The organism is Blastococcus sp. CT_GayMR19 (assembly GCF_004570385.1).
GTDB lineage: Bacteria > Actinomycetota > Actinomycetes > Mycobacteriales > Geodermatophilaceae > Blastococcus_B.
Genome location: NZ_SPQL01000004.1, coordinates 272,536 through 296,932 on the forward strand (window position 1 = coordinate 272,536; position 24,397 = coordinate 296,932).

The following is a 24,397-nucleotide window of genomic DNA, read 5'->3' on the forward strand; positions in this document are numbered from 1 at the left end:
GCGCCGTGCCCAGCGACTTTGTTCCTGCGTTCACAAGCGGTTACCGTGGCCGACGCGAGCGAGTTCCGCCCGCGTCCTAGTCCCTTGTCCCGCGCCCCGCCTGTGGCGCGCGACCGCTGTGGAGAGCATGTGATCCAGCCGCGGCCCCGGACCATCCCGGAGGCCACCGTCGCTCGCCTGGCTGTGTACCTCCGGGTGCTCAGCTCCCTGGCCGACGGCGGCCGGGGCACCGTGTCCTCCGGCGAGCTCGCCGCGGCCGCCGGGGTCAACCCGGCCGGCCTGCGCAAGGACCTCTCGCACCTCGGCCCGTGCGGGGTGCGCGGCGTGGGCTACGAGGTGGGCACCCTGCGGGACCGGATCGCCGGCGTCCTCGGGGTCGAGCGGTCCCGGGCCTGCGTGCTCGTGGGCATCGGCAACCTGGGGTCGGCCCTGGCCGACTACGCCGGGTTCGGCTCCCGCGGCTTCGAGTTCGTCGGCCTGTTCGACGTCGCCGTCGCCCGGATCGGCCAGCGCATCGGCGGCCACACGGTGCACCCGCTGGACGAGCTCGAGCAGGTCGTCGGCGCTGCGGGCGCGACCATCGGCGTCATCACGACACCGGCCGACGTGGCGCAGTCGGTGTGCGACCGGATGGCGGCTGCCGGCGTCCGCAGCATCCTGAACTTCGCGCCGGTGACGCTCACCGCCCCCGCGGGCGTCGACGTCCGCAAGGTCGACCTCTCCGTGGAGCTGCAGGTGCTCGCGTTCCTGGGCCAGCAGCGGCTGGTGGGTGAGCCGGCGTGAGCCTCTTGGCGGTGGGCGTGAGCCACAAGACCGCACCCGTGGCGCTGCTGGAGCAGTTCGCGATGGGCGTCGAAGACCGGGTCAAGACCCTGCACGCGCTCGTCGGGAGCGATCACGTCAGCGAGGCGCTGGTGCTCGCCACGTGCAACCGGATCGAGGTCTTCGCCGAGGTCGAGCGCTTCCACGGCGGCGTCACCGACGTCAGCCGGGTCCTGGCCCGCCAGGCGGGTGCGACCGTCGAGGAGCTCTCCCCGTACGTCACCGTCCACTACGAGGACCAGGCCGTCAGCCACCTGTTCACCGTGGCCGCCGGCCTGGACTCGATGGTCGTCGGCGAGACCCAGGTGCTCGGCCAGCTGCGCGCCGCCTATGCCCTGGCCCGCGACGAGGGCACCGTGGGCCGGGCGCTGCACCCGGTGGCCCAGCGCGCCCTGCGCGTCGGCAAGCGGGTGCACACCGAGACCGGCATCGATCGCGCCGGGGCTTCGCTCGTGTCTGTCGCCCTCGACCGGGCCGAGGACCGCATCGGCAGCCTCGAGGGGCACCGCGTGCTCGTCGTCGGCGCGGGATCCATGGGCGCCCTGTCGGCCACGACGGTGGCGCGGCGCGGCGCGGACGTCGTCGTGAGCAGCCGGACGACGGCGCACGCGGCACGGCTGGCCACGGCAGTGGGCGGTCGCGCCGCCGGGATGTCCGCGCTGGCCGACGAACTCGCCGCCGCCGACGTCGTGGTCACCTGCACGGGCGCCACCGGGCTCGTCGTCCACACCGACGTCGTCGCCGCGGCGATGGCCGGCCGCTCCGGCCGGCCGCTGGTCGTCGTCGACCTGGCGCTGCCGCGGGACGTCGACCCCGGCGTCGCGGGCCTGCCCGGCGTGCACGTCGTCGACCTGGCACTCCTGCAGGGCGAGCGCGCCTCGACCCCCGGCCGCCCCACCGCCGGGCCGGTCGCGGCAGACGACATCACCGCCGCGCACACCCTCATCGAGGCCGAGACCGCCCTCCTCCGGGCCGAGCGGCAGGCGGCCGAGGTGGCCCCCACGGTCTCGGCGCTGCGCAGCCAGGCCGCGGGCGTCGTCGACGCCGAGCTCCTGCGGCTGTCCACCCGGCTCCCGGACCTCGATGCGCGCGCCCGGGCCGAGATCGCGCGAACCGTGCGCCGCGTCGTCGACAAGCTGCTGCACGAGCCGACCGTCCGCGTGAAGGAGCTGGCCGCGGCGCAGGGGGAGACCGACTACGCCGGCGCGCTCCGGGCCCTCTTCGGGCTGGGCATCGACGCGCAGGTGGAGGCCGTGGCCGGGTCGCTCGCCGAGGCGGTCACCGCCGACCCCGAGCTGCGGACGGGGGAGGCCTCGTGACCGCGACAGCTTCGGGCACCACGACGGGCACGCTCCGGCTGGGCACCCGGGCGAGCGCGCTCGCGCGCGCCCAGAGCCAGACCGTCGCCGACGCCCTCACCGCGGTCACCGGGATCCCGGTGGAGCTGGTGCACATCGTCACCGAGGGCGACCGGTCCTCCGCCGCGATCGCGCAGCTCGGCGGCACCGGCGTCTTCGTCACCGCCATCCGCCGCGCCCTGCTGCAGGGCAGCATCGACCTCGCGGTGCACAGCTACAAGGACCTTCCCACCGCGGCCGAGCCGGGGCTGATCCTGGCCGCCGTCCCCGGTCGGGAGGACCCGCGCGATGCGCTCGTCGCCCGCGACGGGCTCACCCTCGGCGAGCTGCCTCCCGGATCCCGGATCGGCACCGGCGCGCCCCGCCGGGTCGCCCAGCTGCGCGCCCTCGGGCTCGGCCTGGACGTCGTCCCCATCCGCGGCAACGTGGACTCCCGCGTGGCGCGGGTGCTGGGGACGGACGGCGCCGACCTCGACGCCGTCGTCCTGGCGCGGGCCGGGCTGGCCCGGCTCGGCCGGCTCGACGCGATCACCGAGACCCTCGACCCGCTCCAGGTGCTCCCCGCCCCCGCGCAGGGGGCGCTCGCCCTGGAGTGCCGGACCAGCGACGCCCGCACCCGCGAGCTGCTCGGCCGGCTCGAGGACCCCGCGGCCCGCGCCTGCGTCGCCGCCGAGCGGAGCACCCTCGCCGCGCTCGAGGCCGGTTGCAGTGCGCCGGTCGCCGCCTACGCGGAGGTCGCCGAGGGCGACGACGGCCCCGAGCTGTTCCTCCGCGCCTCCGTGACCTCGATCGACGGCAGCGACGCCGTCCGTGGCTCCGCGACGGGGCCGCTCAGCGGCGCCGTCGCGCTCGGCCGCGAACTCGCCGCCGAGCTGCTCGACCGCGGCGCGGCCGCCCTGATGGCGGTCCGCGCATGACCACCCAGACCCCCGTAACAACGGCCCTCCGGGCCAGGATCAGGAGCACGCGATGACGCGCTTCCGCAAGACCTCCGGCACGGCCGGCAGGATCGTCTTCGTCGGCGCAGGGCCCGGTGACCCGGGCATGCTCACCGCCCGCGCCTCCGCGGCGCTGGCCGAGGCCGGCGTCGTGCTGGTCGACCCCGACGTCTCACCCGCCGTCCAGGACGCCGTCCGCGACGCGCACCCCGGCACCGAGCTGAGCCCGGTCGAGGGTGACCCCGCCGAGGTGGCCAAGGCCGCCGTGGCCGCCGCCAAGAACGGTGCGGTCGTGGTGCGGCTCGTCGCCGGCGACCCCTACACCGCCGACTCCGTGGTGAAGGAGGTGCTGGCCGTCGGCCGCACGTCCGTGGCGTTCGACGTCGTCCCGGGCGTCGCCACCGCGACCGCCGTCCCGGCCTACGCGGGCGTGGCGCTGGGCAGCACCGCGGTGACCGCCGACCTCCGCAGCGGCGTCGACCTGACCGCGCTCGCCGGCGCCGCCGCCTCGGCGGGCGGCACCCTGGTCCTGCAGGGCACCGCCGAGGAGCTCCCCGACGCGGCCGCCCGGCTGGTCGAGGGCGGCCTGTCCGGCAGCACCCCGGTCGTCGTCACCACCGGCGGCTCGGGCACGGCGCAGAAGAGCGTCGTCGCCAAGCTGGCCGCCGTCGCCGAGAAGACGGCGGGCCTGGACTCGTTCACCGGTCCGGTCGTCGCCACGGTCGGGACCGCCGTCGACAAGCGCGCCCGGCTGTCCTGGTGGGAGAGCCGGCCGCTCTTCGGCTGGCGGGTCCTGGTGCCGCGCACCAAGGACCAGGCCGGCGAGATGAGCGAGCGGCTGCGGGCCTATGGCGCCGTGCCGGTCGAGGTGCCGACCATCGCCGTCGAGCCGCCCCGCAGCCCCGCGCAGATGGACCGCGCGATCAAGGGCCTGGTGACCGGCCGGTACGGCTGGATCGTGTTCACCTCGGTCAACGCGGTGAAGGCCGTGCGCGAGAAGTTCACCGAGCTGGGTCTCGACGCCCGCGCCTTCGCCGGGGTCAAGGTCGCCTGCGTCGGCGAGCAGACCGCCGACGCCATCCGCGCCTTCGGCATCGTGCCCGAGCTGGTGCCCTCGGGGCAGCAGTCGAGCGAGGGCCTGCTGGCCGACTTCCCGCCGTACGACGACGTCTTCGACCCGATCGACCGGGTACTGCTGCCCCGCGCCGACATCGCCACCGAGACGCTGGCCGCCGGGCTCAAGGAGCGCGGCTGGGAGATCGACGACGTCACCGCCTACCGGACCGTGCGCGCCGCCCCGCCGGCCGCCTCCGTGCGCGAGGCGATCAAGGGCGGCGGGTTCGACGCGGTGTGCTTCACCTCGTCGAGCACGGTGCGCAACCTCGTCGGCATCGCCGGCAAGCCGCACGCGAAGACCGTCGTCGCCGTCATCGGCCCCGCCACCGCCGGCAGCGCCACCGAGTTCGGCCTCCGGGTCGACGTGCAGCCCGAGACGGCCGCCGTCGGCCCGCTGGTCGACGCCCTCGCGGAGTTCGCCGCGGCCCGTCGCGCCGAGGAGGAAGGCGAGGGGCAGTGACTCTTCCGTTCGCACGGGGGCGTCGGCTCCGGTCGACGCCCGCGCTGCGCCGGCTCACCGCGCAGACGCGGCTGTCGCCGGCCGACTTCGTGCTGCCGATGTTCGTCAAGCAGGGGATCGACGCGCCGGTCGCGATCGGCTCGATGCCCGGCGTCGTCCAGCACACCCTGGACTCGCTCCGGAAGGCCGCGCACGAGGCGGCCGAGGCCGGCATCGGCGGGCTGATGCTCTTCGGCATCCCGGGTTCGAAGGACCCGGTCGGCTCGCAGGCCGACGCCGCCGACGGGATCGTCAACGTCGCGCTGCAGCAGCTGCGGGCCGACCTCGGGAACGACCTCGTGCTCATGGCCGACCTCTGCCTGTGCGAGTACACCGACCACGGGCACTGCGGCGTGGTCACCCCGGCCGGGGTCGTGGACAACGACCCGACGCTGGACCGCTACGCGGCCGTCGCGATCGCGCAGGCGCAGGCCGGCGCCCACCTGATCGCGCCCAGCGGGATGATGGACGGCCAGGTCGGGGCCATCCGCACGGCGCTGGACGGTGCGGGCTTCGCCGAGCTGCCGATCCTGGCCTACGCGGCCAAGTACGCCTCGGGCTTCTACGGACCGTTCCGCGAGGCGGCCGAGGGGGCACCGCAGTTCGGCGACCGCTCGACGTACCAGATGGACCCGCCCAACGCCGACGAGGCGCTGCGCGAGGTCGCCCAGGACCTCGCCGAGGGCGCCGACGCCGTCATGGTGAAGCCGGCCCTGCCCTACCTCGACATCGTGGCCCGCGTGGCCGACGCCGTGCAGGTGCCGGTTGCCGCCTACCAGGTCAGCGGCGAGTACGCGATGGTCGAGGCGGCCGCGGCCAACGGCTGGATCGACCGGGACCGGGCGATCCTCGAGACGCTCACCGCGATCCGGCGGGCCGGTGCGGGCACGGTCCTCACGTACTGGGCCGTCGAGGCCGCCCGGCTGCTCACCCGCTGACAGCGGTGGAGCGGTACGTCGAGCCCGGCGGGTCCTGGCGGCCGTTCTGGGTCGTCGCCGCCGCCATGGGGGCGTTCCTGGCGCTCGACCTGGTGCTGCCCGGGGGCGACCTGCCGCCGCTGATGTGGGCGATCGCACCGATGACGGTGCTCGGCATCGTCGCCGCGGGCTGCCGCTCCGCGCGCCGGATGTGGACCGTCCGTGTGGACGACCACGCGCTCTCGGTCGGCCTCGAGCGGGTGCCGCTGTCCGACGTCGACGTCGAGCGCCTCCGGGCGGTCGAGTCGGGCGCCGACGCCGGCGCCCAGGTGCTCGGCGGGGGCTGGTCCCTGCCTCGGGGGCGCACCGGCCTGCCGCTGCGGCTCGCCGGTGGCCGGTCGGTCCTCGTGCCGACCCGCGACCCGGTCGGCCTGCGGTCCGCCCTCCTCGCCGCGCTGTCGGTCCCGCGAGGGACACTGGACCCGTGACCTCGCCGGACCCTTCGCCGTACCCCTACGAGGCGCCCCTCTCGGCCGACCTCTTCGCCCGCGGCCAGAAGCTGACGCCCGGCGGGGTCAACAGCCCCGTCCGTGCCTTCCGCGCCGTCGGGGGCACGCCGCGGTTCATGGCGCAGGGCTCGGGGCCTTGGCTCACCGACGCCGACGGACGGCGCTACGTCGACCTGGTCAGCTCGTGGGGGCCGATGATCCTCGGCCACGCGCACCCCGCCGTGGTCGAGGCCGTCACCGCCGCCGCCCGCCGCGGGCTGTCCTTCGGCGCCCCGACCGAGGGCGAGCTCGACCTGGCCGAGGAGATCCGCGACCGGACGCCGGTCGAGCGGGTGCGCCTGGTCAACTCCGGCACCGAGGCCGTGCTCTCCGCCGTGCGGCTGGCCCGCGGCGCCACCGGCCGCCCCCTCGTCGTGAAGTTCGCCGGCTGCTACCACGGCCACGTCGACGCGCTGCTGGCCTCGGCCGGCTCCGGGGTCGCCACCCTCGGCCTGCCGGACACCCCCGGCGTCACCACCGGCGCGGCCGCCGACACCGTCGTGCTGCCCTACAACGACGTCGCGGCGGTCGAGGCGGTCTTCGCCGAGCGCGGCAGCCAGATCGCCTGCCTCATCACCGAGGCCGCGCCCGGCAACATGGGTGTCGTCCCGCCGGAGCCCGGGTTCAATGCCGCCCTGCGCCGGATCACCGCGGAGCACGGCGCGCTGCTGATCATGGACGAGGTGATGACCGGCTTCCGGGTCTCGCGCTCGGGCTGGTACGGGCTCGATCCCGTCGAGGCCGACCTGTTCACCTTCGGCAAGGTCATGGGCGGCGGGCTGCCCGCCGCGGCCTTCGGCGGCCGGGCCGACCTGATGGAGCAACTGGCCCCGACCGGGCCCGTCTACCAGGCGGGCACGCTGTCGGGGAACCCCGTCGCGGTGGCCGCCGGGCTGGCCACGCTGCGCAACTGCACGGACGAGGTCTACAGCCACTGCGACGAGGTCTCCGCCCTCCTCCGTGGCGCCGCCAGCGCGGCGCTCTTCGCCGCGGGTGTCCCGCACCGTGTGCAGCAGGCCGGCTCGATGTTCTCGATCTTCTTCGTCCCCGACGAGCGCCAGGTGCGGAACTACGACGACGCCCGCACCCAGGACGCCGCCCGCTACACGGCCTTCTTCCACGCGCTGCTGGCCCGCGGGGTCTACCTGCCGCCGTCGGCCTTCGAGGCCTGGTTCGTCAGCGCCGCGCTCTCCGGCGAGGCGCTGGACCAGGTGCTCGCCGCGCTGCCCGCCGCGGCTCGCGCCGCCGCCGAGGTGGGCGCGTGACCCGGACGGTCGTGCACCTGCTGCGGCACGGGGAGGTGCACAACCCCACCAAGGTCCTCTACGGCCGGCTGCCCGGCTTCCGCCTCTCGGCCGACGGCGAGGCGATGGCCGAGAAGGCCGCCGCCTGGTTCGCCGGCGGCGACATCACCCACCTGGTGTCCAGCCCGCTGGAGCGCGCCCAGCAGACGGCCCGGCCGCTGGCCGACGCCCTCGGCCTGCCGGTCGCCCTGGACGACCGGCTGATCGAGGCCGGCAACGCGTTCCAGGGGATGGTGGTCGGCGGCGGCGCCGGTGTGTTCGGCGCTCCCCGCAACTGGTGGAAGCTGCGGAACCCGTTCCAGCCCTCCTGGGGTGAGCCCTACGTCGAGATCGCCGCGCGCATGCTCGCCGCGGTCGAGGCCGCCCGCGACGCCGCGCGGGGGCACGAGGCCGTGCTGGTCAGCCACCAGCTGCCGATCTGGACGCTGCGCCTGCACGTCGAGGGACGCCGGTACGCGCACGACCCGCGCCGGCGGCAGTGCGGCCTGGCCAGCGTGACGTCGGTGACCTACGACGGTGACCGCTTCGTGCGGGTGGAGTACGCCGAGCCGGCCGGTGCCACCGACCCCGACGCGGTGCCCGGCGCATGAGGAAGCTGGCTGCCGCACTCCTGGGCACGGTCCTGGTCGCCGGCTGCACGACCGGCGACGACGCGGTGGACGTCAACAACGGCGGCGAGTTCCGCTTCGTGCAGGGCACGCCGTCCGGGGAGGTCATCCCGGAGGACGAGCGCGCGTCGGCCCCGGCGTTCTCGGGCACCCTGTTGGAGACCGGGCGGGAATGGGACTCGTCCCTGCTCGTGGGCCAGGTCGGCGTGCTCAACTTCTGGGGCTCCTGGTGTGCGCCCTGCCGGGTGGAGACGCCGGAGTTCAGCGAGGTGGCCGCCGACCTCGCCGACGACGGCGTGCAGTTCGTCGGCGTCAACGTGAAGGAGCCGAGCGAGCAGTTCGCGCTGGCCTTCATCGACCGCTTCGGGATCTCCTTCCCGTCGCTGTACGACCCGCGCGGCGAGATCGCCCTGGCGTTCCGCGACTACCCGGCGAACGCCGTCCCGTCCACGATCATGCTCGACCCCGAGGGGCGGGTGGCCGCCGTGTACACCGGCGAGGTCGCCCAGGAGGACCTGCGCCGGGTCCTCGAGCGGCTGCTCGAGGAGGCCTGACGTGGGGGAGACCTTCGCCGGCCTGGTCGCCGACGGCCCGCTGCTCGTCGCTGCTGCCGTCGCGGCGCTGGTCGGGCTGATCAGCTTCGCCTCGCCCTGCGTGCTGCCGCTGGTGCCCGGCTACCTCTCCTACGTCGCCGGGCTGGTCGGCACGGGGGTTCCCGCGGCCGCCCCGATCCCCTCGGGGACGGGCGGGACGGCGACGGCGGTGCGCACCGACGAACGCTCCCCGCGGACGCGCATGGTGCTCGGCGCCCTGCTGTTCGTCCTCGGCTTCAGCGTGGTGTTCGTCGCCTTCGCGACGGCGTTCGGCGGCCTCGGCCGGTTGGTCCTCCAGTACGCGCGGGTCGTCGACGTCGTCTTCGGCCTGGTGACCGTGCTGGTCGGGCTGGCGTTCCTCGGCCGGATCCCGCTGCTGCAGCGCACCAGGAAGCTCTCCTTCCGGCCCGCCGCCGGGCTGGCCGGGGCGCCGCTGCTCGGCATCGTGTTCGGGCTGGGCTGGACGCCGTGCCTGGGCCCCACCCTCGCCGCGGTCTACTCACTCGCCCTCACCGAGGCCACGGCCACCCGCGGAGCGGTGCTCGGCATCGCCTACTGCCTCGGGCTGGGGATCCCGTTCGTGCTGGTCGCGCTCGGAGCCCGATGGGCGATGGGCGCCACCGGCTTCCTGCGCCGCCACGCCGGCACCGTCACCCGGGTCGGCGGGGCCGTGCTGATCCTCGTCGGGCTGCTGCTCATCACCGGCGCCTGGGGCGAGCTGATGGCGTGGCTGCGGTCCTGGCTCGCGGCGACCGGCTTCGGGGAGTCGGCACTGTGACCGAGCGTGCGAGGTCACCCATGGGCAGAGCGACCGGAACGGCACCGACGAGCGCCGGCGAGGAGGCGCAGTGACCGTCTCGGCGCCGCCGCGGGAGGCCGCGGCACCGCCTCCTCCCGCGCGCCCGTCGCTGGGCGCGAGAGCAGCCGCCCGGCTGCTCCGGGAGTGGCGGCGGCTGACCGCCATGCGCACGGCGATCGTGCTGCTCTTCCTGCTGGCGCTGGCCGCGGTGCCGGGCTCCCTGCTGCCGCAGCGGTCGCTCTCGGCGAACAACGTCACGCTCTACTTCCGGGAGCACCCCGACCTGGCGCCGGTCCTCGACCGGCTCTACCTCTTCGACGTCTTCAGCTCGCCGTGGTTCGCCGCCGTCTACCTGCTGCTCTTCGTCTCGCTGATCGGCTGCGTCCTGCCGCGCGCGATGGAGCACGCCCGCGCGGTGCGTGCGGCGCCGCCCGCGGCCCCGCGGCACCTGCTCCGCCTGCCCGACGCCGGCGAGCTGACCACCCCGCTGCCGGCCGGGACGGCGCTGGACGTCGTCGAGGAGGAGCTGCGGGTCCGGCGGTACCGCGTCGTCCGCCGGGAGGGCGAGCTCTCCGCCGAGAAGGGGCACCTGAAGGAGACCGGCAACCTGCTGTTCCACCTGTCGCTGGTGGCGCTCCTGCTCGGCCTGGCCGGCGGCAAGCTCTGGGGCTACGAGGGCAGCATCCTGGTCACCGAGGGACAGGGGTTCTGCAACTCCTTCCAGCAGTACGACACCTACTCCTCCGGCGCCCTCGTCGACAGCGGCGACCTCGCCCCCCTCTGCGTCGACCTGAGCGAGTTCCGCGCCGAGTACGAGCCGGACCTCACCGCGTCGTCGTTCACCGCCGACATCTCCTACGGGCCCCCGGGCGAGGAGGGGCGGGCCACCACGATCGGTGTCAACGACCCGCTCCGGGTGGACGGCGAGCGCGTCTATGTCACCGGCCACGGGTTCAGCCCCACCTTCTCGGTGACCCGTCCCGGCGGCACCGCGATCACCGACGTCTCCGTGCCGTTCCTGCCGGCGGACCAGACCACGATGGCCAGCGAGGGCGCGCTCAAGCTGCCCGACCTGGGTACCGGCAGCGACGACCAGCTGGCGCTCGAGGGCTTCTTCGCGCCGACCGGGGTCGTGCAGGGCGGCGTCCTGACGTCCGTCGACCCGCGGCCGCTGGCCCCCCAGGTCGCGGTCGTCGTCTACGAGGGCTACCTGGGCCTCGACTCCGGCATCCCGCAGTCGGTCTACTCGCTCGACGCCGCGCAGATCGACCGCGGCCGGCTGACCGAGGCGGGCGCCGCCAACCTGTCCGTGGGGGAGTCGCTCACCCTGGACGACGGCACGACGGTCACCTTCACCGGCTACCGCGAGTTCGCCGCGATGCAGTACTCGCACGACCCGGGCCAGGGCTGGGTGCTCGGGGCGGCGATCGCCCTGCTGCTGGGCCTGCTCGGGATGCTGCTGCTGCGCCGCGAGCGGGTGTTCGCCCGGGTGACTCCCCGCCCCGGGGACGGCGGTACCGTGCTGACGGTGGCCTCGCTGACGCGTGGCAGCGGCGAGAACGGGCTCCGGTTCGCGGCCCTCTCCGACGACCTGACCGGCGCCCTCGCCGCTCGAACTGCGAACGGACCGGAGGTCTCCCCGCGTGATCCCTGACGCGTCGCTCGCCGCCCTGTCGGACACCTTCTTCTCGGTCAGCATCGCGCTGTACTCCCTCGCCGTGGTCGCGTTCGCCGCCCAGCTGGCGTTCGGCCGGCGCCCGGTGCGCACGCCGGAGCTGGTGGGCGCGGGCGCCGCGCCGGACCGGCCGGTCGCCGAACCGGAGCAGGGACGTCGCTGGGGGCTCGCCGCCCTGGCGCTCACGGCGCTGGGCGCCGGGGCGCACGCCGCGGTCCTGGTCACCCGCGGGCTCGCGACGGACCGGCTGCCGTGGGGCAACATGTACGAGTTCGCGACGGCGACCGTGCTGGTGGCCGTCGTCGCCTACGTGGTCCTGGCGGTCCGGTCGCCGGGGCTGCGGCACATCGGGTTGTTCGTCCTCGCGCCCGTGGTGCTCTCCCTCGTGCTCATCGGCCTCTACCTCTATGCGGAGGCGGGCCCGCTCGTCGCGGCGCTGCGCTCGAGTTGGCTGGCCGTGCATGTCACCACCGCGATCCTCGGCTTCGGGATCTTCTTCGTCAGCGGGATCGCCAGCCTGCTGTACCTCGTCCGGTCGCGGTACGAGTCCCGTGTCGCGGGCGGGGAGGCGGCGAACGATGCGGGTCTGCTCTCCCGGCTGCCCGACGCCACGGCCCTGGACCGGGTCGCCCACCGGACCGCCGTGTTCGGGTTCCCGATCTGGACCTTCGCGGTCATCGCCGGCGCCATCTGGGCGGAGAGCGCCTGGGGCCGGTTCTGGGGCTGGGACCCGAAGGAGACCTGGGCGTTCATCGCCTGGGTGATCTACGCCGCGTACCTGCACGCCCGCACGACGGCGGGCTGGCGCGGGCGGCCCGCGGCCTGGGTCAACGTCGTCGGCCTGGTCGTGATGATCTTCAACCTGCTGTACGTCAACATGGTGTCGACCGGGCTGCACAGCTACGGCGGGGTGAACTGAGCGGACCGCATGGTCCGCCACCGATCGCGATGACGGATGTCGGACCGGCGTGCTTCCATGCCCGCATGACCGTCCCCAGCACGCGCTGCGCCCGGCCGGCCCCGGAGAGGGCCTCCCGTGGGTAGGCATGCCGCCGGCAGCGGAGGCCCGCACCCGCTCGTCGCCGCCGCGCTCGCCCGGCGCCCTCCCGGGACCGGTGCCCGGCACGTCGAGAACACGGGCGGCCTAGGCTGGCCGGGCCCGACGTCCCCCGCGGGCGGCGGCATCGGTTGGCCGGGCGACGTGACCGGCGAGACCGAGGACGAGGCGTCGTCCACCGAGGAGCCTGCACCAGCGCTGCCGCGGCGGTGGCGTCGGCTCGGGCGCCTCGGCCGCGCCGCCTGACGCCCGGCTCAGGCCTTCGGGTTGTCGTCCCGGCGGGCGCGGCGCTCCAGCTCGCGCAGGAAGTCCGGGTCGTCGTCGGGAGCCAGCGGCGGGGCCACCCGGCGCGGCCGGCGCGGCGGCCGGGCCCGAGGCAGGCCCCGGCTCCGGCCGGAAGCGGCTGCGGCGCGCATCACCAGGACGACGACCACCACCGCGATCACGAGCACGATCAGGTATGCCACGCCCCACCCCCCTCGTCGCCGCCCAGGGTACGTCCGCGGCGATACTCGGGGGTACGGCGGGATTCCGCCGCACCCCCGAGAGACGGAGAGCGCCATCGACGCGGTGGACCGGCAGCTGATCGACCTGCTGCGCGCCAACGGCCGCGCCAGCTACGCCGAACTGGCCCGGCAGGTGGGGCTGTCCTCCCCGGCCGTGCACGAGCGGGTGGGCAAGCTGGAGAGCGCCGGGGTGATCACCGCCTACCGTGCGGTCATCGACCCGACCGCCGTCGGCCTGGGCGTCACGGCCCTGATCAGCGTCATCGAGAGCGACGCGGTGGACGACACCGGCGTCGAGGAGGGCCTGCGGGCGCTCCCCGAGGTGGAGGACTGCTGGCGGGTCGCCGGCAGCGAGGGGTACGTGCTCAAGGTGCGCGTCCCGGACATCCAGGCACTCGAGGCGACCATCGGCGCGTTGAACCGGATCAGGGGTGTCGCGCGCACCCGTACGACCGTTGTCCTGAGCACCAAGTGGGAGGGCCGTCATGGCTGAGAGCAGTGCCGAAGCTCCGGCGGGCGGGCCGGCGACACCGCCGCGGGTCCTGCCCTGGCTGGTGATGCACACCGTCGGGCGCCTCGGCATCTTCGCCCTGGCGACCCTCGTGCTCTGGATGGCGGGACTGGACTTCTGGTCCGGCCTCCTGTTCGGGCTGCTGCTGTCGATGCCGCTCGCCTACCTGCTGCTCCGCCGCTCGCGTGAGCGGCTCACGGCGGCGTTCGAGGCCCGCGGCCTGGCTCGCCGCGCAGCGAAGGAGGACCTCCGCACCCGGCTGAGCGGTACCGGGACCGAGTAGCCGGTCCCGGCCGGGCGTCATCCGCTCAGCGCCAGGCCCGCGGCCAGGAGGACTCCGGTGGCCAGGGTCAGGAGGCCGATGCCCTGCAGCGCACCGATGAGGGCCGGTCCCCGCCCGCCGGTCAGCACCGTCCGGGCGGGGGAGACCGCCAGCGGCGTCCCGAGGAGCGCCAGCAGAACCCACGGTCGGGCGAGCCCGACCGCGGCGATGACGGCGAAGCTGACGACGATGAGCCCCACGAAGGCCAGCCGCGTGGTGCGCTCACCGATCAGCACCGCCAGCGTCCGCTTGCCGACCAGCGCATCCCCCTCGATGTCGCGCAGGTTGTTGACCACCAGGATCGCCACGATCAGCAGGCCGACCGGCACGGCGACGGCGAACGCCAGACCGGGCAGCGTCCCGGTCTGGACGTAGGTCGTGCCCACGACGGCCACCAGGCCGAAGAAGACGAAGACGAAGACCTCGCCCAGCGCCCGGTACCCGTAGGGCAGCGGGCCGCCGGTGTAGGTCCAGGCGGCCGCGATGCACACCGCACCGACGGCGACCAGCCACCAGCTGGACAGCGCCGCGAGCCCGAGGCCCGCGACGGCGGCCACGGCGAACGCCAGCCCCGCGGCCACCAGCACCTGCCGGGGGGCCGCGGCGCCGGAGCCGACGAGCCGCATCGGGCCCACCCGGTCGGCGTCGGTGCCGCGCGTGCCGTCGGAGTAGTCGTTGGCGTAGTTGACCGCCACCTGGAGCGCGAGCGCGACGACGAGAGCCAGGAGCGCGGGCAAAGGGCGGAAGCCGTCCAGCGCGGCCGCCGCGCCGGTGCCCACGAGGACGGGCGCGAACGCCGCAGGCAGGGTCTTCGGTCGGGCGCCCGCCAGCCACTGCGCGGCGGTGGCCATCAGCCGCCCACGCTCTCGGCGACCGCGCGCCGGTCGGGCTTGCCCGTGTGCAGCAGCGGGAAGGCGTCGACGACCTCCAGCGCGCGCGGGGCGGCGGGGGCGCCCAGCCGCTGGGTGACCCACGGGCGCAGCGCCTCCAGGGAGGGCGCCGCCCCGGCGGCCGGGACGACGGCGGCGACGACGCGCTGGCCCCACTCCGCGTCGGGCCGGCCGAAGACGACGGCGTCGGCGACGTCCGGGTGCTCGCGCAGTGCGGCCTCGACGGCGGCGGGAGCGACGTTCACCCCGCCACTGATGACCACGTCGTCCAGGCGTCCGTGCACGGTCAGCCGGCCGCCGTCGTCGAGCGTGCCGGCGTCGCGGGTGCGGAACCACCCGTCCCGGAACGCCTCGGCGGTGGCCGCGGGATCGAGGCGGTAACCCGACGCGAGCTGCGGCCCGGCGAGCTCGACGCAGTCGGTCACCCGCATCCCGACGCCCGCCAGGGGCCGCCCGTCGTACACGCACCCGCCGGCGGTCTCGGTCATGCCGTAGGTGGTCACCACGGCGACGCCCTTGGCCCGTGCCCGGGCGAGCAGAGCGGGATCGGTGGCCGCGCCGCCGACCAGGATCGCGTCGAAGGCGCGCAGGGCACCGGGTTCGGCATCGAGGTAGCGACGCAGCTGGGTCGGGACGAGCGAGGTGTAGCGGCGTCCGCCGGGGAGGCGGGCGACCGCGGCGCCCAGCGTCTCGCCCGCCTGCAGGGTCGTGAGCGGCCCACCGGCCAGGAGGCTGCGGCACAGGACCTGCAGGCCGGCGATCGCCGAGACCGGCAGTGCGAGCAGCCAGCTCCCCGGCCCGCCGAGCCGTTCATGGGTGGCGGTCGCCGAGGCCCGCAGCGCGCCGGCCGACAGCAGCACCGCCCGGCCTGCACCGGTGGTCCCGGAGGTGGTCACGACCACGTCGGCGCCGGGCTCGAGTGCTTCCTCCGGCCGCAGGACGGCGCGGGCGGCGTCCACCACCGCGGGCGGCCCGGTGGGCAGGACGGCGAGGGGGCGGATCCCGTCCAGCGCGGCGCGGACGTCGTCCCCGGAGAGATCAGCGGCGGCCACGAGGGTGAGGTGCCTGGCTCTGCCCCCGCCCGCCCGACCACCCACGAACGGCAAGGGTACGGCCCTGCCGATCTACGCTGTCGGTCATGATCACCGCCCCCGCCGGGCCGGTGCTGGAGGCGCGGGTCTACTCGGTGCCGCTGCGCACCCGTTTCCGCGGCATCGACGTCCGGGACGGCGTGCTCGTCCGCGGGCCGGCCGGTTGGGGTGAGTTCTCCCCGTTCTGGGACTACGGCGTCGCCGAGAGCCGGCGGTGGTGGGCCGCCGCGCTCGAGGGCGCCGTCGACGGCTGGCCGGCCCCCGTCCGCGACTCCGTACCGGTCAACGTCACCGTGCCGGCGGTCGATCCGGAACGGGCGCACGCGATCGTCACGGCGTCGGGCTGCCGGACGGCGAAGGTGAAGGTGGCCGAGCCCGGGCAGTCCGCGGCCGACGACCTCGCGCGCGTCGAGGCCGTCCGCGACGCGCTCGGCCCGTCGGGCGCGATCCGGGTGGACGCCAACGCGGCCTGGGACGTCGACACCGCGGTGGCGCGCATCGCCGAGCTGGACCGGGTCGGCCTGGAGTACGTCGAGCAGCCCTGCGCCACGCTGGCCGAGCTGACCGCGCTGCGCCGTCGCATCGAGGTCCGGATCGCCGCCGACGAGGTGGTGCGGCGCGCGGCGGATCCGTTGAGGGTGGACCTGCGCGAGGCGTGCGACGTCGTCGTCCTCAAGGTGCAGCCGCTCGGGGGCGTGCGGGCGGCGCTGGAGGTGGCCGCGGCGCACGGGCTGCCGTGCGTCGTCTCGTCGGCACTGGAGAGCTCGGTGGGGATCGCGGCGGGCGTCGCGCTCGCCGCCGCCCTGCCGGACCTGCCGTTCGCCTGCGGACTGGCCACGGTCGCCCTGTTCACCGACGACGTCAGCCGAACGCCCCTGCTGCCGGTCGACGGAGAGCTCCCGGTCCGCCGCCCCGCGCCGGACCGGCTCGACGAGGTCGCCGCGGATGCCGCCACCGCCGCGCGCTGGCGGGCCCGGATGGACGCGGTGCGGGCCGCATGAACCCGTCCACCGCCTTCGCCCGGGTGCTCGTCGACGAGCTCCTCCGGGGCGGGGTCACCGACGCCGTCCTCGCACCCGGCTCGCGGTCCGCGCCGGTTGCCCTGGCGCTGGCCGCCGCCGAGCGGACCGGCCGGCTGCGGCTGCACGTGCGCACCGACGAGCGGACGGCGGCGTTCCTCGCGCTGGGGCTGGCCAAGGCGAGCGGCCGCCCGGTGCCGGTGCTGACGACGTCGGGCACCGCGGCGGCGCACCTGCACGCGGCCGTGCTGGAGGCCGACGCGAGCGGCGTCCCGCTGCTGGCGCTCACCGCGGACCGGCCGCCCGAGATGCGGGCCACGGGGGCCAACCAGACCATCGAGCAGCCGGGCCTGTACGGCGGGGCCGTGCGGTGGGCCGCCGACGTCGGCGTGCCGGAGGCCGGCCGTGAGGCGGCGCAGAACCGCTACTGGCGGTCGATCGTGTCGAAGGCGCTGCTGACCGCCACGGGCGCGCTCGACCGGGATCCAGGCCCGGTGCACCTGAACCTCGCGCTGCGCGAGCCGCTGATGCCCGACGAGGAGCCGAGCGAGCTCGCCGGCGCCTGGGCCGGGCGGGCGGACGGCGCGCCGTGGACGAGTGCCCGCCCCATGCCGCCGGCGTCCTCCCGGACGACGGTGCGGCGGCAGCGGACCCTCGTGGTCGCCGGTGACGGATCGCCGTTCCGCGGCCGGATCGCCGGGGACGACGCGGGCCGGGCGGGCTGGCCGGTGATCGCCGAGCCGAGCAGCGGCGCGTGGACCGAGGCGAGCCTGCGGGCCGGTGCGCTCCTGCTCGGGAGCCCCGACTGGCTGGCGCGGCACCGGCCCGACCGGGTCGTCGTCGTTGGCCGGCCGACGCTCTCGCGGCCGGTCTCCGCCCTGCTCGCCGACCCGGACGTGGAGGTCGAGACCGTGACGGTCGGCCCGCGGTGGCCGGACGCCGGGCGGTCGAGCGCGCAGGTCGGGTTCGGCTTCCCGGACGGGACGGGGGAGGGCGGCACGGTGGAGCCCGACTGGGCCCGCGCATGGCGGGCGGGCGCTGTGGCGGTGGGCGCGGCCGTCGACGCCGTGCTCGACGCTGCGCCCGGCCTGACCGCGGCCCGGCTCGCACGGGACGTCGTCGCCGCGCTGCCCCTCGAATCCCTGCTCGTGCTCGGGTCCTCGACGCCGGTGCGCGACGTCGACCGGCTGGCGGCGCCGCGCGGGGACCTCACCGTCCTGGCCAACCGGGGGGTCGCCGGCATCGACGGCACGATCTCGACCGCGGTGGGCGCGGCGCTGGTGCACGGTCGGCCGGCGTTCGCGCTGATGGGCGACCTGACGTTCCTGCACGACCTGACCGGCCTGCTGCTCGGTGAGGGGGAGACGGCACCGGACCTCACGGTGCTCGTCCCGGACAACGACGGCGGTGGCATCTTCGCCCAGCTCGAACCGGGGGACGACCGGCACGCCAGGGACTACCGGCGCGTGTTCGGGACGCCGCACGGCCGGGACCTGGTCGCCGTCGCCCGCGCGCTGGGCTGGGCAGCGACCGAGGTGACGGCACCGGACGGGCTCCCGGCAGCGCTCGGGCTCGGCGGACCGCGCGTCGTCGTCGTCCGCACCGATCAACGGGCCGAGGCGGACCTCGCCCGGCAGCTACGGCGGGCCGCGGAGCGTGCCCTGGCCTGACCCGCCGTCTCCTTGCGCCTTTCTTGCGGTTGCCTGGCGGGGGGCCTGCGGAACGGCCCGCATCGTCGTCCTTGTCACCGGGACCCACCCGGTCCCGGCAAGTCAAGGAGAGACGACGACATGAGCAACAGCATCACTTCCTTCCGCCGCCTCGCGGTGACGATCGCACTGTCCGGCGTCACCGCGATCGGCGCAGTGGCCCTCGCCCCCGGTGCGATGGCCGACGACACCGCCATCGTCGAGTCCGCTCCCGTGGCGGAGCCCGCTCCCGCGGTGGAGTCCGCTCCCGTGGTCGAGTCCGTGCCTCTGGTCGAGTCGTCCCCCGCGATCCCGTCCGCTCCCGTGGTGGAGTCGGTGCCCGTGGTCCCGTCCGCGCCCATGGTGGAGTCGGCCCCGGTGGCCCCGTCCGCTCCGGCGGCCGAGCCGGCCCCGGTCGTCGTCACGCCCCCGCCGGTCGGCGTCGACCAGAACGGCAAGGAGTACAAGCCGCCGAAGTTCTGCACGGTGAAGGACCTGGAGGAGATCGCGAAGAAGGTCGCCAAGGCGACCAAGGAGGCGGCCGGCCTGACCAAGCTGGCCAACGCCGCCCGTCAGGCCGCGACCCTGCTGCGTGCCCAGGCCCCCAAGCTCAAGGGCTTCTCGGCCTACCTGGCGCTCGAGGTGGCCCGCGGGCTGGACTCCTCCGCGGCCAAGCTCCTCGACCAGGGCCAGAAGCTGATCGACAAGGCCTCCGAGAAGAAGTGCATGGACGCCCCGGCGGTCGAGGGCGGTCGATTCTGACCCCCTCCCTGCCTGTGACCGGATGACCGGCGGCGCCTCCGGACGGGGGCGCCGCCGCCGTCCGGACCACCCCCGACAGGACGTCGTGCCCGGCCTGTTTCTTGCGCTTATCCTGCGGTTTCCTCGAGGGAGCCCTGCGGATCGCCCGGCATCGTCGTTCTTGTCACCGGAACCAACCAGGAACCGGCCAGTCAAGGAGACGACATGTACACCGAGATGGCTCTCACCGCCCGCCGCTTCGCCCTGACCTTCGCCGTGGCCGGCATCGCCGCGCTCGGCTCCGTCGCCCTCGCCCCCGCCGCCTCCGCGGCGCAGGACGTTCCGGGTGCGACCGTCGAGCACACGTCCCACGGCAACGGCCCGGACGCCTTCGTGCAGATGGAGCACCGCAAGCTGCCGGTCTTCTTCTGCGACGCGGACAAGCCGAAGCGGCACCACAAGGACTGCATCGACCTGACCGCCCCCACCCGCTTCTGAGGCGGTCCGTCCTCCCAGCGCACACCGGCTCCGACCCACCGGCGGCGCTCCCGGATCCCGGGAGCGCCGCCGGGGTGCGTCCCGGGCCCGGTGCCGGCGGTCAGCCCTCGAGTGCGGCCTGGAACGCGGCGAACTTGGCCTGCGTCTCGGCCAGCTCGGCCGCGGGGTCGGAACCCGCGACGATGCCGCAGCCGGCGAACAGCCGGGCACCGTCGTCCCCGGTGAGCTCGGCGCAGCGCAACGCGAGCCCGAACTCGCCGTCACCGCGGGCGTCCAGCCAGCCCACCGGCCCCGCATAGCGACCGCGGTCCATCCCCTCCAGCTCGCCGATCAGCGCGGCGGCGTCCGCCGTCGGCGTGCCGCACACGGCCGCGGTCGGGTGAACGGCCCCCACCAGCTCCAGCAGACCGGCCCGGCCGCGGGATCCGTGCCGCTGCTGCGTCCCGGTGACGTCACTGGCCAGGTGCCGCACGTTGGCCAGGGTGAGCAGTTCGGGCCCCTCGGGCGCCTCGAGCGTCGCGCAGTAGGGCTCCAGCGCCCGCACCAGCGAGTCGACGGCGAGGGCGTGCTCCACCCGGTCCTTGGCGGAGTCCATCAGCGCCGCGGCCAGCCGCTCGTCGGCGTCACCGGCGCCACGGGGCGCGGTGCCTGCCAGCACCCGAGCCGACAGCTGCCGCCCGCTCCGGCGCAGGAGCAGCTCGGGGGTCGCACCGAGGAGGCCGTCGACGGCGAAGGTCCAGCAGTCGGGGAAGCGGTCGGCCAGCCGGCGCAGCAGCCTGCGCGGGTCCAGGGGGCCGTCCGCGGAGACGAGCAGGTCTCGGGCCAGGACCACCTTGGCCAGGTCGCCCGCATCGATCCGGTCCACGGCCGTCGCGACCGCCGCGCTCCACGTGGCCGGGTCCAGGGCTCCGTCGGCGTACCGCAGGCGGGGCGCCGGCCCGTCGGCCGGGCGCGGCACGGGCGGGAGCAGGGCATCGAGGGGGCCGTCGGCGCCGGCCGTCGTCACCCATCCGACGCCGTCCCTCCGGCCGACGACGGTCTCGGGGACGACGAACACCGACGTCCCCGCTGCCGGGTCGAAGGCGATGCTGGCGAACAGGACCGGGCCGGTGCCGGGAAGGTCGACCGCGTCGTCCACCTCGGCGTCGGCCGTCCAGTCCGACCACCAGGCGGCCGCCTCGGCGAGCGCGTCCGGGCCGGACACCTCCAGCCGCGCGGCCTCGCCCCAGCCGACCAGTCCCTCGCCGTGGCGGACCCAGGACAGGGCACCCTCGGCCGGCGCGCGGTCGATGAGCGGTGCGTCGTCCTCGTACCGGACCGTCGTGACCGCGCGCAGGGCTGCCTCGGTAGAGGTCAGGGCGGCCGCTGTCACGGCACCAGCGTAGGAGGCCTTGTAGCGTCCCCGCCGTGGGAGACCGGCGAGAGGATGCGCACAGCGCGGGTCTGCGGGCCGGCCTGGACAAGCGACCGGCCGACGTCGCCGCGATGTTCGACCGGGTGGCGCGGCGCTACGACCTCACCAACACCGTGCTCTCGGGCGGCCGCGACGCCGCCTGGCGCCGGGCGACGCGGGCGGCGCTGGGCGCCCGCCCCGGCCAGACCGTGCTCGACGTCGCGGCCGGGACGGCGGTGTCCACCGTGGAGATCGCCGCGGACGGGGCGTACGCGATCGCCTGCGACTTCTCGCAGGGGATGCTGCGCGCCGGTGCGGCGCGGTCGGTGCCGAAGGTGGCCGGCGACGCGATGGCGCTGCCCCTGGCCGACGAGAGCGTCGACGCCGTCACCATCTCCTTCGGGCTGCGCAACGTGGCCGACCCCGACGCCGTGCTCCGGGAGTTCCGCCGGGTCACCCGGCCCGGGGGCACGCTGGTGATCTGCGAGTTCTCCAGCCCCACCTGGGCGCCCTTCCGGACCGTCTACACGGAGTACCTGATGAGGGCGCTGCCCCGGATCGCGCGGGCTGTCAGCAGCAATCCGGAGGCCTACGTCTACCTGGCCGAGTCGATCCGGGCGTGGCCGGACCAGGCGGCGCTGGCGGCCCGCGTCGGGGACGCGGGCTGGGACGACGTGGCGTGGCAGAACCTCACCGGCGGGATCGTCGCGCTGCACCGCGCCCGCCGGGTCTGACCGTGCCGGTCCATCCGGCGAACTCGTCCGCGAGCACGGCTACGACACCGAGTACGCGATGCACGCGCTGCGTCTGGGCCTGCAGGGTGTGGAGCTGCTGACCACCGGCCGGATCAGCCTGCCCGTCTGCGAACCCGACAGGGCCTACTTGCGTTCCGTGCGGCGGGGTGAGGTGCCGCTCCCGGAGGTGCTGGCGGCGACACCGACGCCGAGAATCGACTGACGGCGCTGCGCACGAGTTCCTCGGGGCCCGCCGAACCCGACCGTGCCTGGGTCGACGACTGGCTGCACCGCTCCTACCTGTCGTTCTGGTCCACGCTCTGACCGTTCTGCTGAGCCGCGGCACCGTTGGCCGGCCCCCACGCTCCACAGCCGGCCCGCCCACGCCCCCCGCCGCGTAAGTCTGCAATCAGTTGCGTTCTGCCTGCTCAGCGGCAGGAAACTGTCGTACCCCGTGGCTAGGTTCGTGGTGTGTTCCGGGGTTGGGGTGTCGGTCTGACGGTCGCCGAGATGGGCGGTCGGTCGTGGTCGGAGGACCCGGTTCCCGAGGGCGTGGTGGCCCGGCCGTCCCGGTTGAGCGAGGTGCTGCCGGTGGCGGACCGCTCCGATGCGGAGATCGCGCTGGAGCTGGGTCGCATCGTGGCGGTCGAGGCGGCGCTGGTGGCCTACAAGAGCGAGCTGGTGATGGGTCTGGCCGGCCATCGGCCGGACGCGCTGGATCCGGCCCCGGGGCAGCCGGGAGCCGGGGGCAATGCCGATGGGCCGATCCCGGGGACGAGTGAGTTCTTCGTCGACGAGCTGGCCCTGGTGCTCAACGGCACGGCGCGGGCGGCGGGCACGCTGGCCCGGGACGCCTACGTGCTGACCGAGCGGCTGCCGGTGGTGTGGGCGGCGTTGGCCGACGGGCAGCTGGACTGGCCGCGGGCGCGAGTGTTCATCGACGTGCTGTCGACGACGGCGGAGGGTGTGGCCGAGGCGGTGTCTCCCACGGTGCTGCCGGACGCGGTCGGGCTGTCACTGGGCAAGCTGCGAGCGCGGCTGACCAGGGAGGTGCTGGCCGTCGATGCGGACGCGGCCGACAAGCGCCGGCGGGACGCCGAGCGGGCAGCGGATGTGCGGGTGTACCCGACGTACGACGGCATGAGCGAGCTGCTGTCCGAGATGCCGTCGCCGGTCGCGGCGGCGTGTTGGTCGACGATCGACGAGCTGGCGTGGATGCGGAAGCACGACGGGGATCCCCGGCCGATCGGGCAGCTGCGGGCGCTCACCCACGCGGAGCTGATCCTGCGCCCGTGGGACACGTCCCGGCTGGCGGTGACCGCGGTGCTCGACGTGTCGGTGCCTCTGCCGTCGCTCACCGCGGCGGGGTCCGGGGTCGGCGCGGAACCGGGGGAGGTGAACGGGCAGCCGGTCACCGCCGCACACGTCCGGGAGCTGCTCGAGCAGCTGGACTCCGTGTGCACCGGCGGGCTGCAGGCGCCGACCGGTGGGTCACTGCAGATCTCTGTCACCGATGCCGACGGCGTCCTGCTGGCGACCACCAGCCGCGCGGAGCTGGCGCGCATCGCCCGCGGCGGCTGCGACGAGCACCCGGGGAACGGCTCGATCGCCGACTGCGGCTGTGCGGTGCTGGAGCGTCCGCCGCCGGTCGACCGGTACACGCCGACCCCTGCGCAGCGCCGTTTCGCCAAGACCCGGGACAGGACCTGCCGTCATCCAGGATGCGGGCAGCCGGTCGCCCGGGTCGACCTCGACCACGTGGTCCCGTATCCCGAGGGAGCGACCGACTGCGACAACCTCTGCTGTCTGTGCCGCCGGCACCACCGGCTCAAGACGTTCGCGCCCGGGTGGCGGTTCTCCCTCACTCCCGACGGGCGACTGCAGGTGACCACCCCGAGCGGGGTCACCCGCACCACCCGGCCCCCAGGCCTGCGGAACCGCATCGAGCAACGCGCCCTGCCGGCAGCACCCCCACCTCCCGAAGAGCCGCCGCCGTTCTGAGGCGGGCCCGTTCGGGATCGACGGCGAGGACTTCGGAAGGATGCCGGCATGGCGACCAGGCTGCCGACCGGCGAAGCGCTCGTCGGGCGTTTCGTCCGCCTCGACCTGCTGACCCAGGCGGACCTGCCCGAGCTCTTCCCACTCCTCGCGGACCCCGAGATCTATGCGAGCGGCTACGTCATGCACCGGCGGCCGACGTCCGCTGCCGACGGCGTCGACCTCGCCGGGGAACGGTTCATGACCGGACAGGAAGAGGCCGACGGCGCCGGTCGCGGACGCACCGCATACGCGATCCGGCTGGTGAGAGACAGCCCCCTCGGCGCGGCCGGGACCCTGGTCGGGACGTCGTCGCTGCTCGAGGCCACCGTCGTCCACGAGCACATCCACCTCGGCTCGACCCTGTACGGCCGGCGCTGGTGGGGCACCCAGGTCAACCCCGAGGCCAAGCTGCTGCTCCTGACGCATGCCTTCGAGGACTGCGGGTTCGGCCGCGTGAAGATCCAGACCGACGCGCTCAACACCCGGTCCCAGGCAGCGATCGCCCGACTCGGCGCGACCCGGGAGGGCGTGCTCCGCCGGGACATGAAGCGGGAGGACGGGACCTTCCGCGACACGGTGGTGTTCAGCGTCCTCGGCGACGAATGGGCCGTGGTGAAGGCAGGTCTCCTGGCGCGCCTGCGGGTCTAGCGTCGGTGCATGACCACCCCGCCGCCTCCGCCGCAGCCGCCGGGCCCCTCACCCTCGCCCACCGACCCGATCCCGCCGCCCA

Annotated in this window: 26 protein-coding genes; 22 read left to right on the plus strand and 4 right to left on the minus strand. The window is 75.2% G+C overall.

The window, feature by feature from the left end; translation table 11 throughout:
- Nucleotides 1-129: 129 nt before the first annotated feature.
- From E4P39_RS08240 to ccsB, 12 genes are all read left to right on the plus strand, one after another.
- The gene (locus E4P39_RS08240; RefSeq protein ID WP_135135905.1) at nt 130-783 is read left to right on the plus strand and encodes a redox-sensing transcriptional repressor Rex; all 654 of its coding nucleotides are present in this window, start codon (nt 130-132) and stop codon (nt 781-783) included.
- A complete protein-coding gene (locus E4P39_RS08245; RefSeq protein ID WP_135135906.1) occupies nt 780-2,141 on the plus strand; it encodes a glutamyl-tRNA reductase in 1,362 nt (453 codons plus the stop codon). Before E4P39_RS08240 ends, E4P39_RS08245 begins: the two co-directional genes overlap by 4 nt.
- On the plus strand, nt 2,138-3,097 hold the full coding sequence (hemC, locus tag E4P39_RS08250; protein ID WP_135135907.1) for a hydroxymethylbilane synthase: 960 nt from the start codon (nt 2,138-2,140) through the stop codon (nt 3,095-3,097). The genes E4P39_RS08245 and hemC overlap by 4 nt, the downstream gene beginning before the upstream one ends.
- A 52-nt stretch (nt 3,098-3,149) precedes the next feature.
- Nucleotides 3,150-4,694 (plus strand): uroporphyrinogen-III synthase, encoded by a 1,545-nt coding sequence (locus E4P39_RS08255; protein WP_135135908.1) that lies wholly within the window; start codon nt 3,150-3,152, stop codon nt 4,692-4,694.
- Nucleotides 4,691-5,671, plus strand: coding sequence for a porphobilinogen synthase (hemB, locus tag E4P39_RS08260; protein WP_135135909.1), 981 nt, complete (start codon nt 4,691-4,693; stop codon nt 5,669-5,671). Before E4P39_RS08255 ends, hemB begins: the two co-directional genes overlap by 4 nt.
- Before the next feature lie 5 nt (nt 5,672-5,676).
- Nucleotides 5,677-6,138 carry a hypothetical protein gene (locus E4P39_RS08265; protein WP_135135910.1) on the plus strand — a complete coding sequence of 154 codons (462 nt, stop codon included), beginning with the start codon at nt 5,677-5,679 and terminating at the stop codon, nt 6,136-6,138.
- Complete coding sequence (gene hemL / locus E4P39_RS08270; RefSeq protein ID WP_135135911.1) at nt 6,135-7,463, plus strand: glutamate-1-semialdehyde 2,1-aminomutase; 1,329 nt, start codon at nt 6,135-6,137, stop codon at nt 7,461-7,463. The genes E4P39_RS08265 and hemL overlap by 4 nt, the downstream gene beginning before the upstream one ends.
- Nucleotides 7,460-8,092 carry a histidine phosphatase family protein gene (locus E4P39_RS08275; protein ID WP_135135912.1) on the plus strand — a complete coding sequence of 211 codons (633 nt, stop codon included), beginning with the start codon at nt 7,460-7,462 and terminating at the stop codon, nt 8,090-8,092. The genes hemL and E4P39_RS08275 overlap by 4 nt, the downstream gene beginning before the upstream one ends.
- Nucleotides 8,089-8,664 carry a TlpA disulfide reductase family protein gene (locus E4P39_RS08280; RefSeq protein ID WP_135135913.1) on the plus strand — a complete coding sequence of 192 codons (576 nt, stop codon included), beginning with the start codon at nt 8,089-8,091 and terminating at the stop codon, nt 8,662-8,664. Before E4P39_RS08275 ends, E4P39_RS08280 begins: the two co-directional genes overlap by 4 nt.
- Nucleotide 8,665: 1 nt before the next feature.
- Entirely contained in the window at nt 8,666-9,481 is an 816-nt protein-coding gene (locus tag E4P39_RS08285; RefSeq protein WP_135135914.1) for a cytochrome c biogenesis protein CcdA, read from the plus strand.
- Between the two features lie 70 nt (nt 9,482-9,551).
- Nucleotides 9,552-11,156, plus strand: a complete 1,605-nt coding sequence (locus E4P39_RS08290) for a cytochrome c biogenesis protein ResB (protein ID WP_135135915.1) — start codon at nt 9,552-9,554, stop codon at nt 11,154-11,156.
- A complete protein-coding gene (ccsB, locus tag E4P39_RS08295; RefSeq protein ID WP_245159713.1) occupies nt 11,146-12,096 on the plus strand; it encodes a c-type cytochrome biogenesis protein CcsB in 951 nt (316 codons plus the stop codon). The genes E4P39_RS08290 and ccsB overlap by 11 nt, the downstream gene beginning before the upstream one ends.
- Nucleotides 12,097-12,488: 392 nt before the next feature.
- Here the strand turns inward: ccsB and E4P39_RS08300 are convergent, their stop codons facing one another.
- Nucleotides 12,489-12,701: a hypothetical protein gene (locus E4P39_RS08300; RefSeq protein ID WP_135135996.1), complete on the minus strand. Its 213-nt coding sequence runs from the start codon at nt 12,699-12,701 to the stop codon at nt 12,489-12,491.
- 103 nt (nt 12,702-12,804) lie between these two features.
- On the opposite strand from E4P39_RS08300, the gene E4P39_RS08305 reads away from it, so the two are divergent.
- Nucleotides 12,805-13,233 carry an Lrp/AsnC family transcriptional regulator gene (locus E4P39_RS08305; RefSeq protein ID WP_245159714.1) on the plus strand — a complete coding sequence of 143 codons (429 nt, stop codon included), beginning with the start codon at nt 12,805-12,807 and terminating at the stop codon, nt 13,231-13,233.
- A complete protein-coding gene (locus E4P39_RS08310; RefSeq protein WP_135135916.1) occupies nt 13,226-13,534 on the plus strand; it encodes a DUF4229 domain-containing protein in 309 nt (102 codons plus the stop codon). Before E4P39_RS08305 ends, E4P39_RS08310 begins: the two co-directional genes overlap by 8 nt.
- A gap of 17 nt (nt 13,535-13,551) precedes the next feature.
- Here E4P39_RS08310 and E4P39_RS08315 read toward each other — a convergent pair whose 3' ends face one another.
- Both E4P39_RS08315 and menE read right to left on the minus strand, forming a co-directional pair.
- Nucleotides 13,552-14,424: a 1,4-dihydroxy-2-naphthoate polyprenyltransferase gene (locus E4P39_RS08315; protein ID WP_135135917.1), complete on the minus strand. Its 873-nt coding sequence runs from the start codon at nt 14,422-14,424 to the stop codon at nt 13,552-13,554.
- Nucleotides 14,424-15,560, minus strand: a complete 1,137-nt coding sequence (menE, locus tag E4P39_RS08320; protein ID WP_209306423.1) for an o-succinylbenzoate--CoA ligase — start codon at nt 15,558-15,560, stop codon at nt 14,424-14,426. Before menE ends, E4P39_RS08315 begins: the two co-directional genes overlap by 1 nt.
- A 41-nt stretch (nt 15,561-15,601) precedes the next feature.
- Between menE and E4P39_RS08325 the strand changes: the two genes are divergently transcribed.
- From E4P39_RS08325 to E4P39_RS08340, 4 genes are all read left to right on the plus strand, one after another.
- Nucleotides 15,602-16,555: an o-succinylbenzoate synthase gene (locus E4P39_RS08325; protein WP_135135918.1), complete on the plus strand. Its 954-nt coding sequence runs from the start codon at nt 15,602-15,604 to the stop codon at nt 16,553-16,555.
- On the plus strand, nt 16,552-18,243 hold the full coding sequence (menD, locus tag E4P39_RS08330) for a 2-succinyl-5-enolpyruvyl-6-hydroxy-3-cyclohexene-1-carboxylic-acid synthase (RefSeq protein WP_135135919.1): 1,692 nt from the start codon (nt 16,552-16,554) through the stop codon (nt 18,241-18,243). Before E4P39_RS08325 ends, menD begins: the two co-directional genes overlap by 4 nt.
- 120 nt (nt 18,244-18,363) lie before the next feature.
- The gene (locus E4P39_RS08335; RefSeq protein ID WP_135135920.1) at nt 18,364-19,023 is read left to right on the plus strand and encodes a hypothetical protein; all 660 of its coding nucleotides are present in this window, start codon (nt 18,364-18,366) and stop codon (nt 19,021-19,023) included.
- A 204-nt stretch (nt 19,024-19,227) separates the two neighbouring features.
- Entirely contained in the window at nt 19,228-19,500 is a 273-nt protein-coding gene (locus E4P39_RS08340; RefSeq protein WP_135135921.1) for a hypothetical protein, read from the plus strand.
- Nucleotides 19,501-19,600: 100 nt separating this feature from the next.
- Here the strand turns inward: E4P39_RS08340 and E4P39_RS08345 are convergent, their stop codons facing one another.
- The gene (locus tag E4P39_RS08345; RefSeq protein ID WP_135135922.1) at nt 19,601-20,872 is read right to left on the minus strand and encodes an isochorismate synthase; all 1,272 of its coding nucleotides are present in this window, start codon (nt 20,870-20,872) and stop codon (nt 19,601-19,603) included.
- 35 nt (nt 20,873-20,907) lie between these two features.
- Here E4P39_RS08345 and E4P39_RS08350 point away from each other — a divergent pair, with 35 nt between their 5' ends.
- From E4P39_RS08350 to E4P39_RS08360, 4 genes are all read left to right on the plus strand, one after another.
- Entirely contained in the window at nt 20,908-21,627 is a 720-nt protein-coding gene (locus E4P39_RS08350; RefSeq protein ID WP_135135923.1) for a demethylmenaquinone methyltransferase, read from the plus strand.
- A 58-nt stretch (nt 21,628-21,685) separates the two neighbouring features.
- Nucleotides 21,686-21,850 (plus strand): hypothetical protein, encoded by a 165-nt coding sequence (locus E4P39_RS22275; RefSeq protein WP_167761693.1) that lies wholly within the window; start codon nt 21,686-21,688, stop codon nt 21,848-21,850.
- A 287-nt stretch (nt 21,851-22,137) separates the two neighbouring features.
- Complete coding sequence (locus tag E4P39_RS08355) at nt 22,138-23,628, plus strand: HNH endonuclease signature motif containing protein (protein WP_135135924.1); 1,491 nt, start codon at nt 22,138-22,140, stop codon at nt 23,626-23,628.
- Between the two features lie 48 nt (nt 23,629-23,676).
- Entirely contained in the window at nt 23,677-24,315 is a 639-nt protein-coding gene (locus tag E4P39_RS08360) for a GNAT family protein (protein WP_135135925.1), read from the plus strand.
- Nucleotides 24,316-24,397: the final 82 nt, after the last annotated feature.

Coding starts and splice junctions, on each gene's coding strand:
- E4P39_RS08335 (WP_135135920.1), top strand. CDS start 18,364: ATGAGCAACAGCATCACTTCCTTCCGCCGCCTCGCGGTGACGATCGCA.
- E4P39_RS08280 (WP_135135913.1), top strand. CDS start 8,089: ATGAGGAAGCTGGCTGCCGCACTCCTGGGCACGGTCCTGGTCGCCGGC.
- menD (WP_135135919.1), top strand. CDS start 16,552: ATGAACCCGTCCACCGCCTTCGCCCGGGTGCTCGTCGACGAGCTCCTC.
- E4P39_RS22275 (WP_167761693.1), top strand. CDS start 21,686: ATGCACGCGCTGCGTCTGGGCCTGCAGGGTGTGGAGCTGCTGACCACC.
- E4P39_RS08315 (WP_135135917.1), bottom strand. CDS start 14,424: ATGGCCACCGCCGCGCAGTGGCTGGCGGGCGCCCGACCGAAGACCCTG.
- E4P39_RS08310 (WP_135135916.1), top strand. CDS start 13,226: ATGGCTGAGAGCAGTGCCGAAGCTCCGGCGGGCGGGCCGGCGACACCG.
- E4P39_RS08340 (WP_135135921.1), top strand. CDS start 19,228: ATGTACACCGAGATGGCTCTCACCGCCCGCCGCTTCGCCCTGACCTTC.
- E4P39_RS08255 (WP_135135908.1), top strand. CDS start 3,150: ATGACGCGCTTCCGCAAGACCTCCGGCACGGCCGGCAGGATCGTCTTC.
- E4P39_RS08360 (WP_135135925.1), top strand. CDS start 23,677: ATGGCGACCAGGCTGCCGACCGGCGAAGCGCTCGTCGGGCGTTTCGTC.
- E4P39_RS08325 (WP_135135918.1), top strand. CDS start 15,602: ATGATCACCGCCCCCGCCGGGCCGGTGCTGGAGGCGCGGGTCTACTCG.
- E4P39_RS08355 (WP_135135924.1), top strand. CDS start 22,138: ATGGGCGGTCGGTCGTGGTCGGAGGACCCGGTTCCCGAGGGCGTGGTG.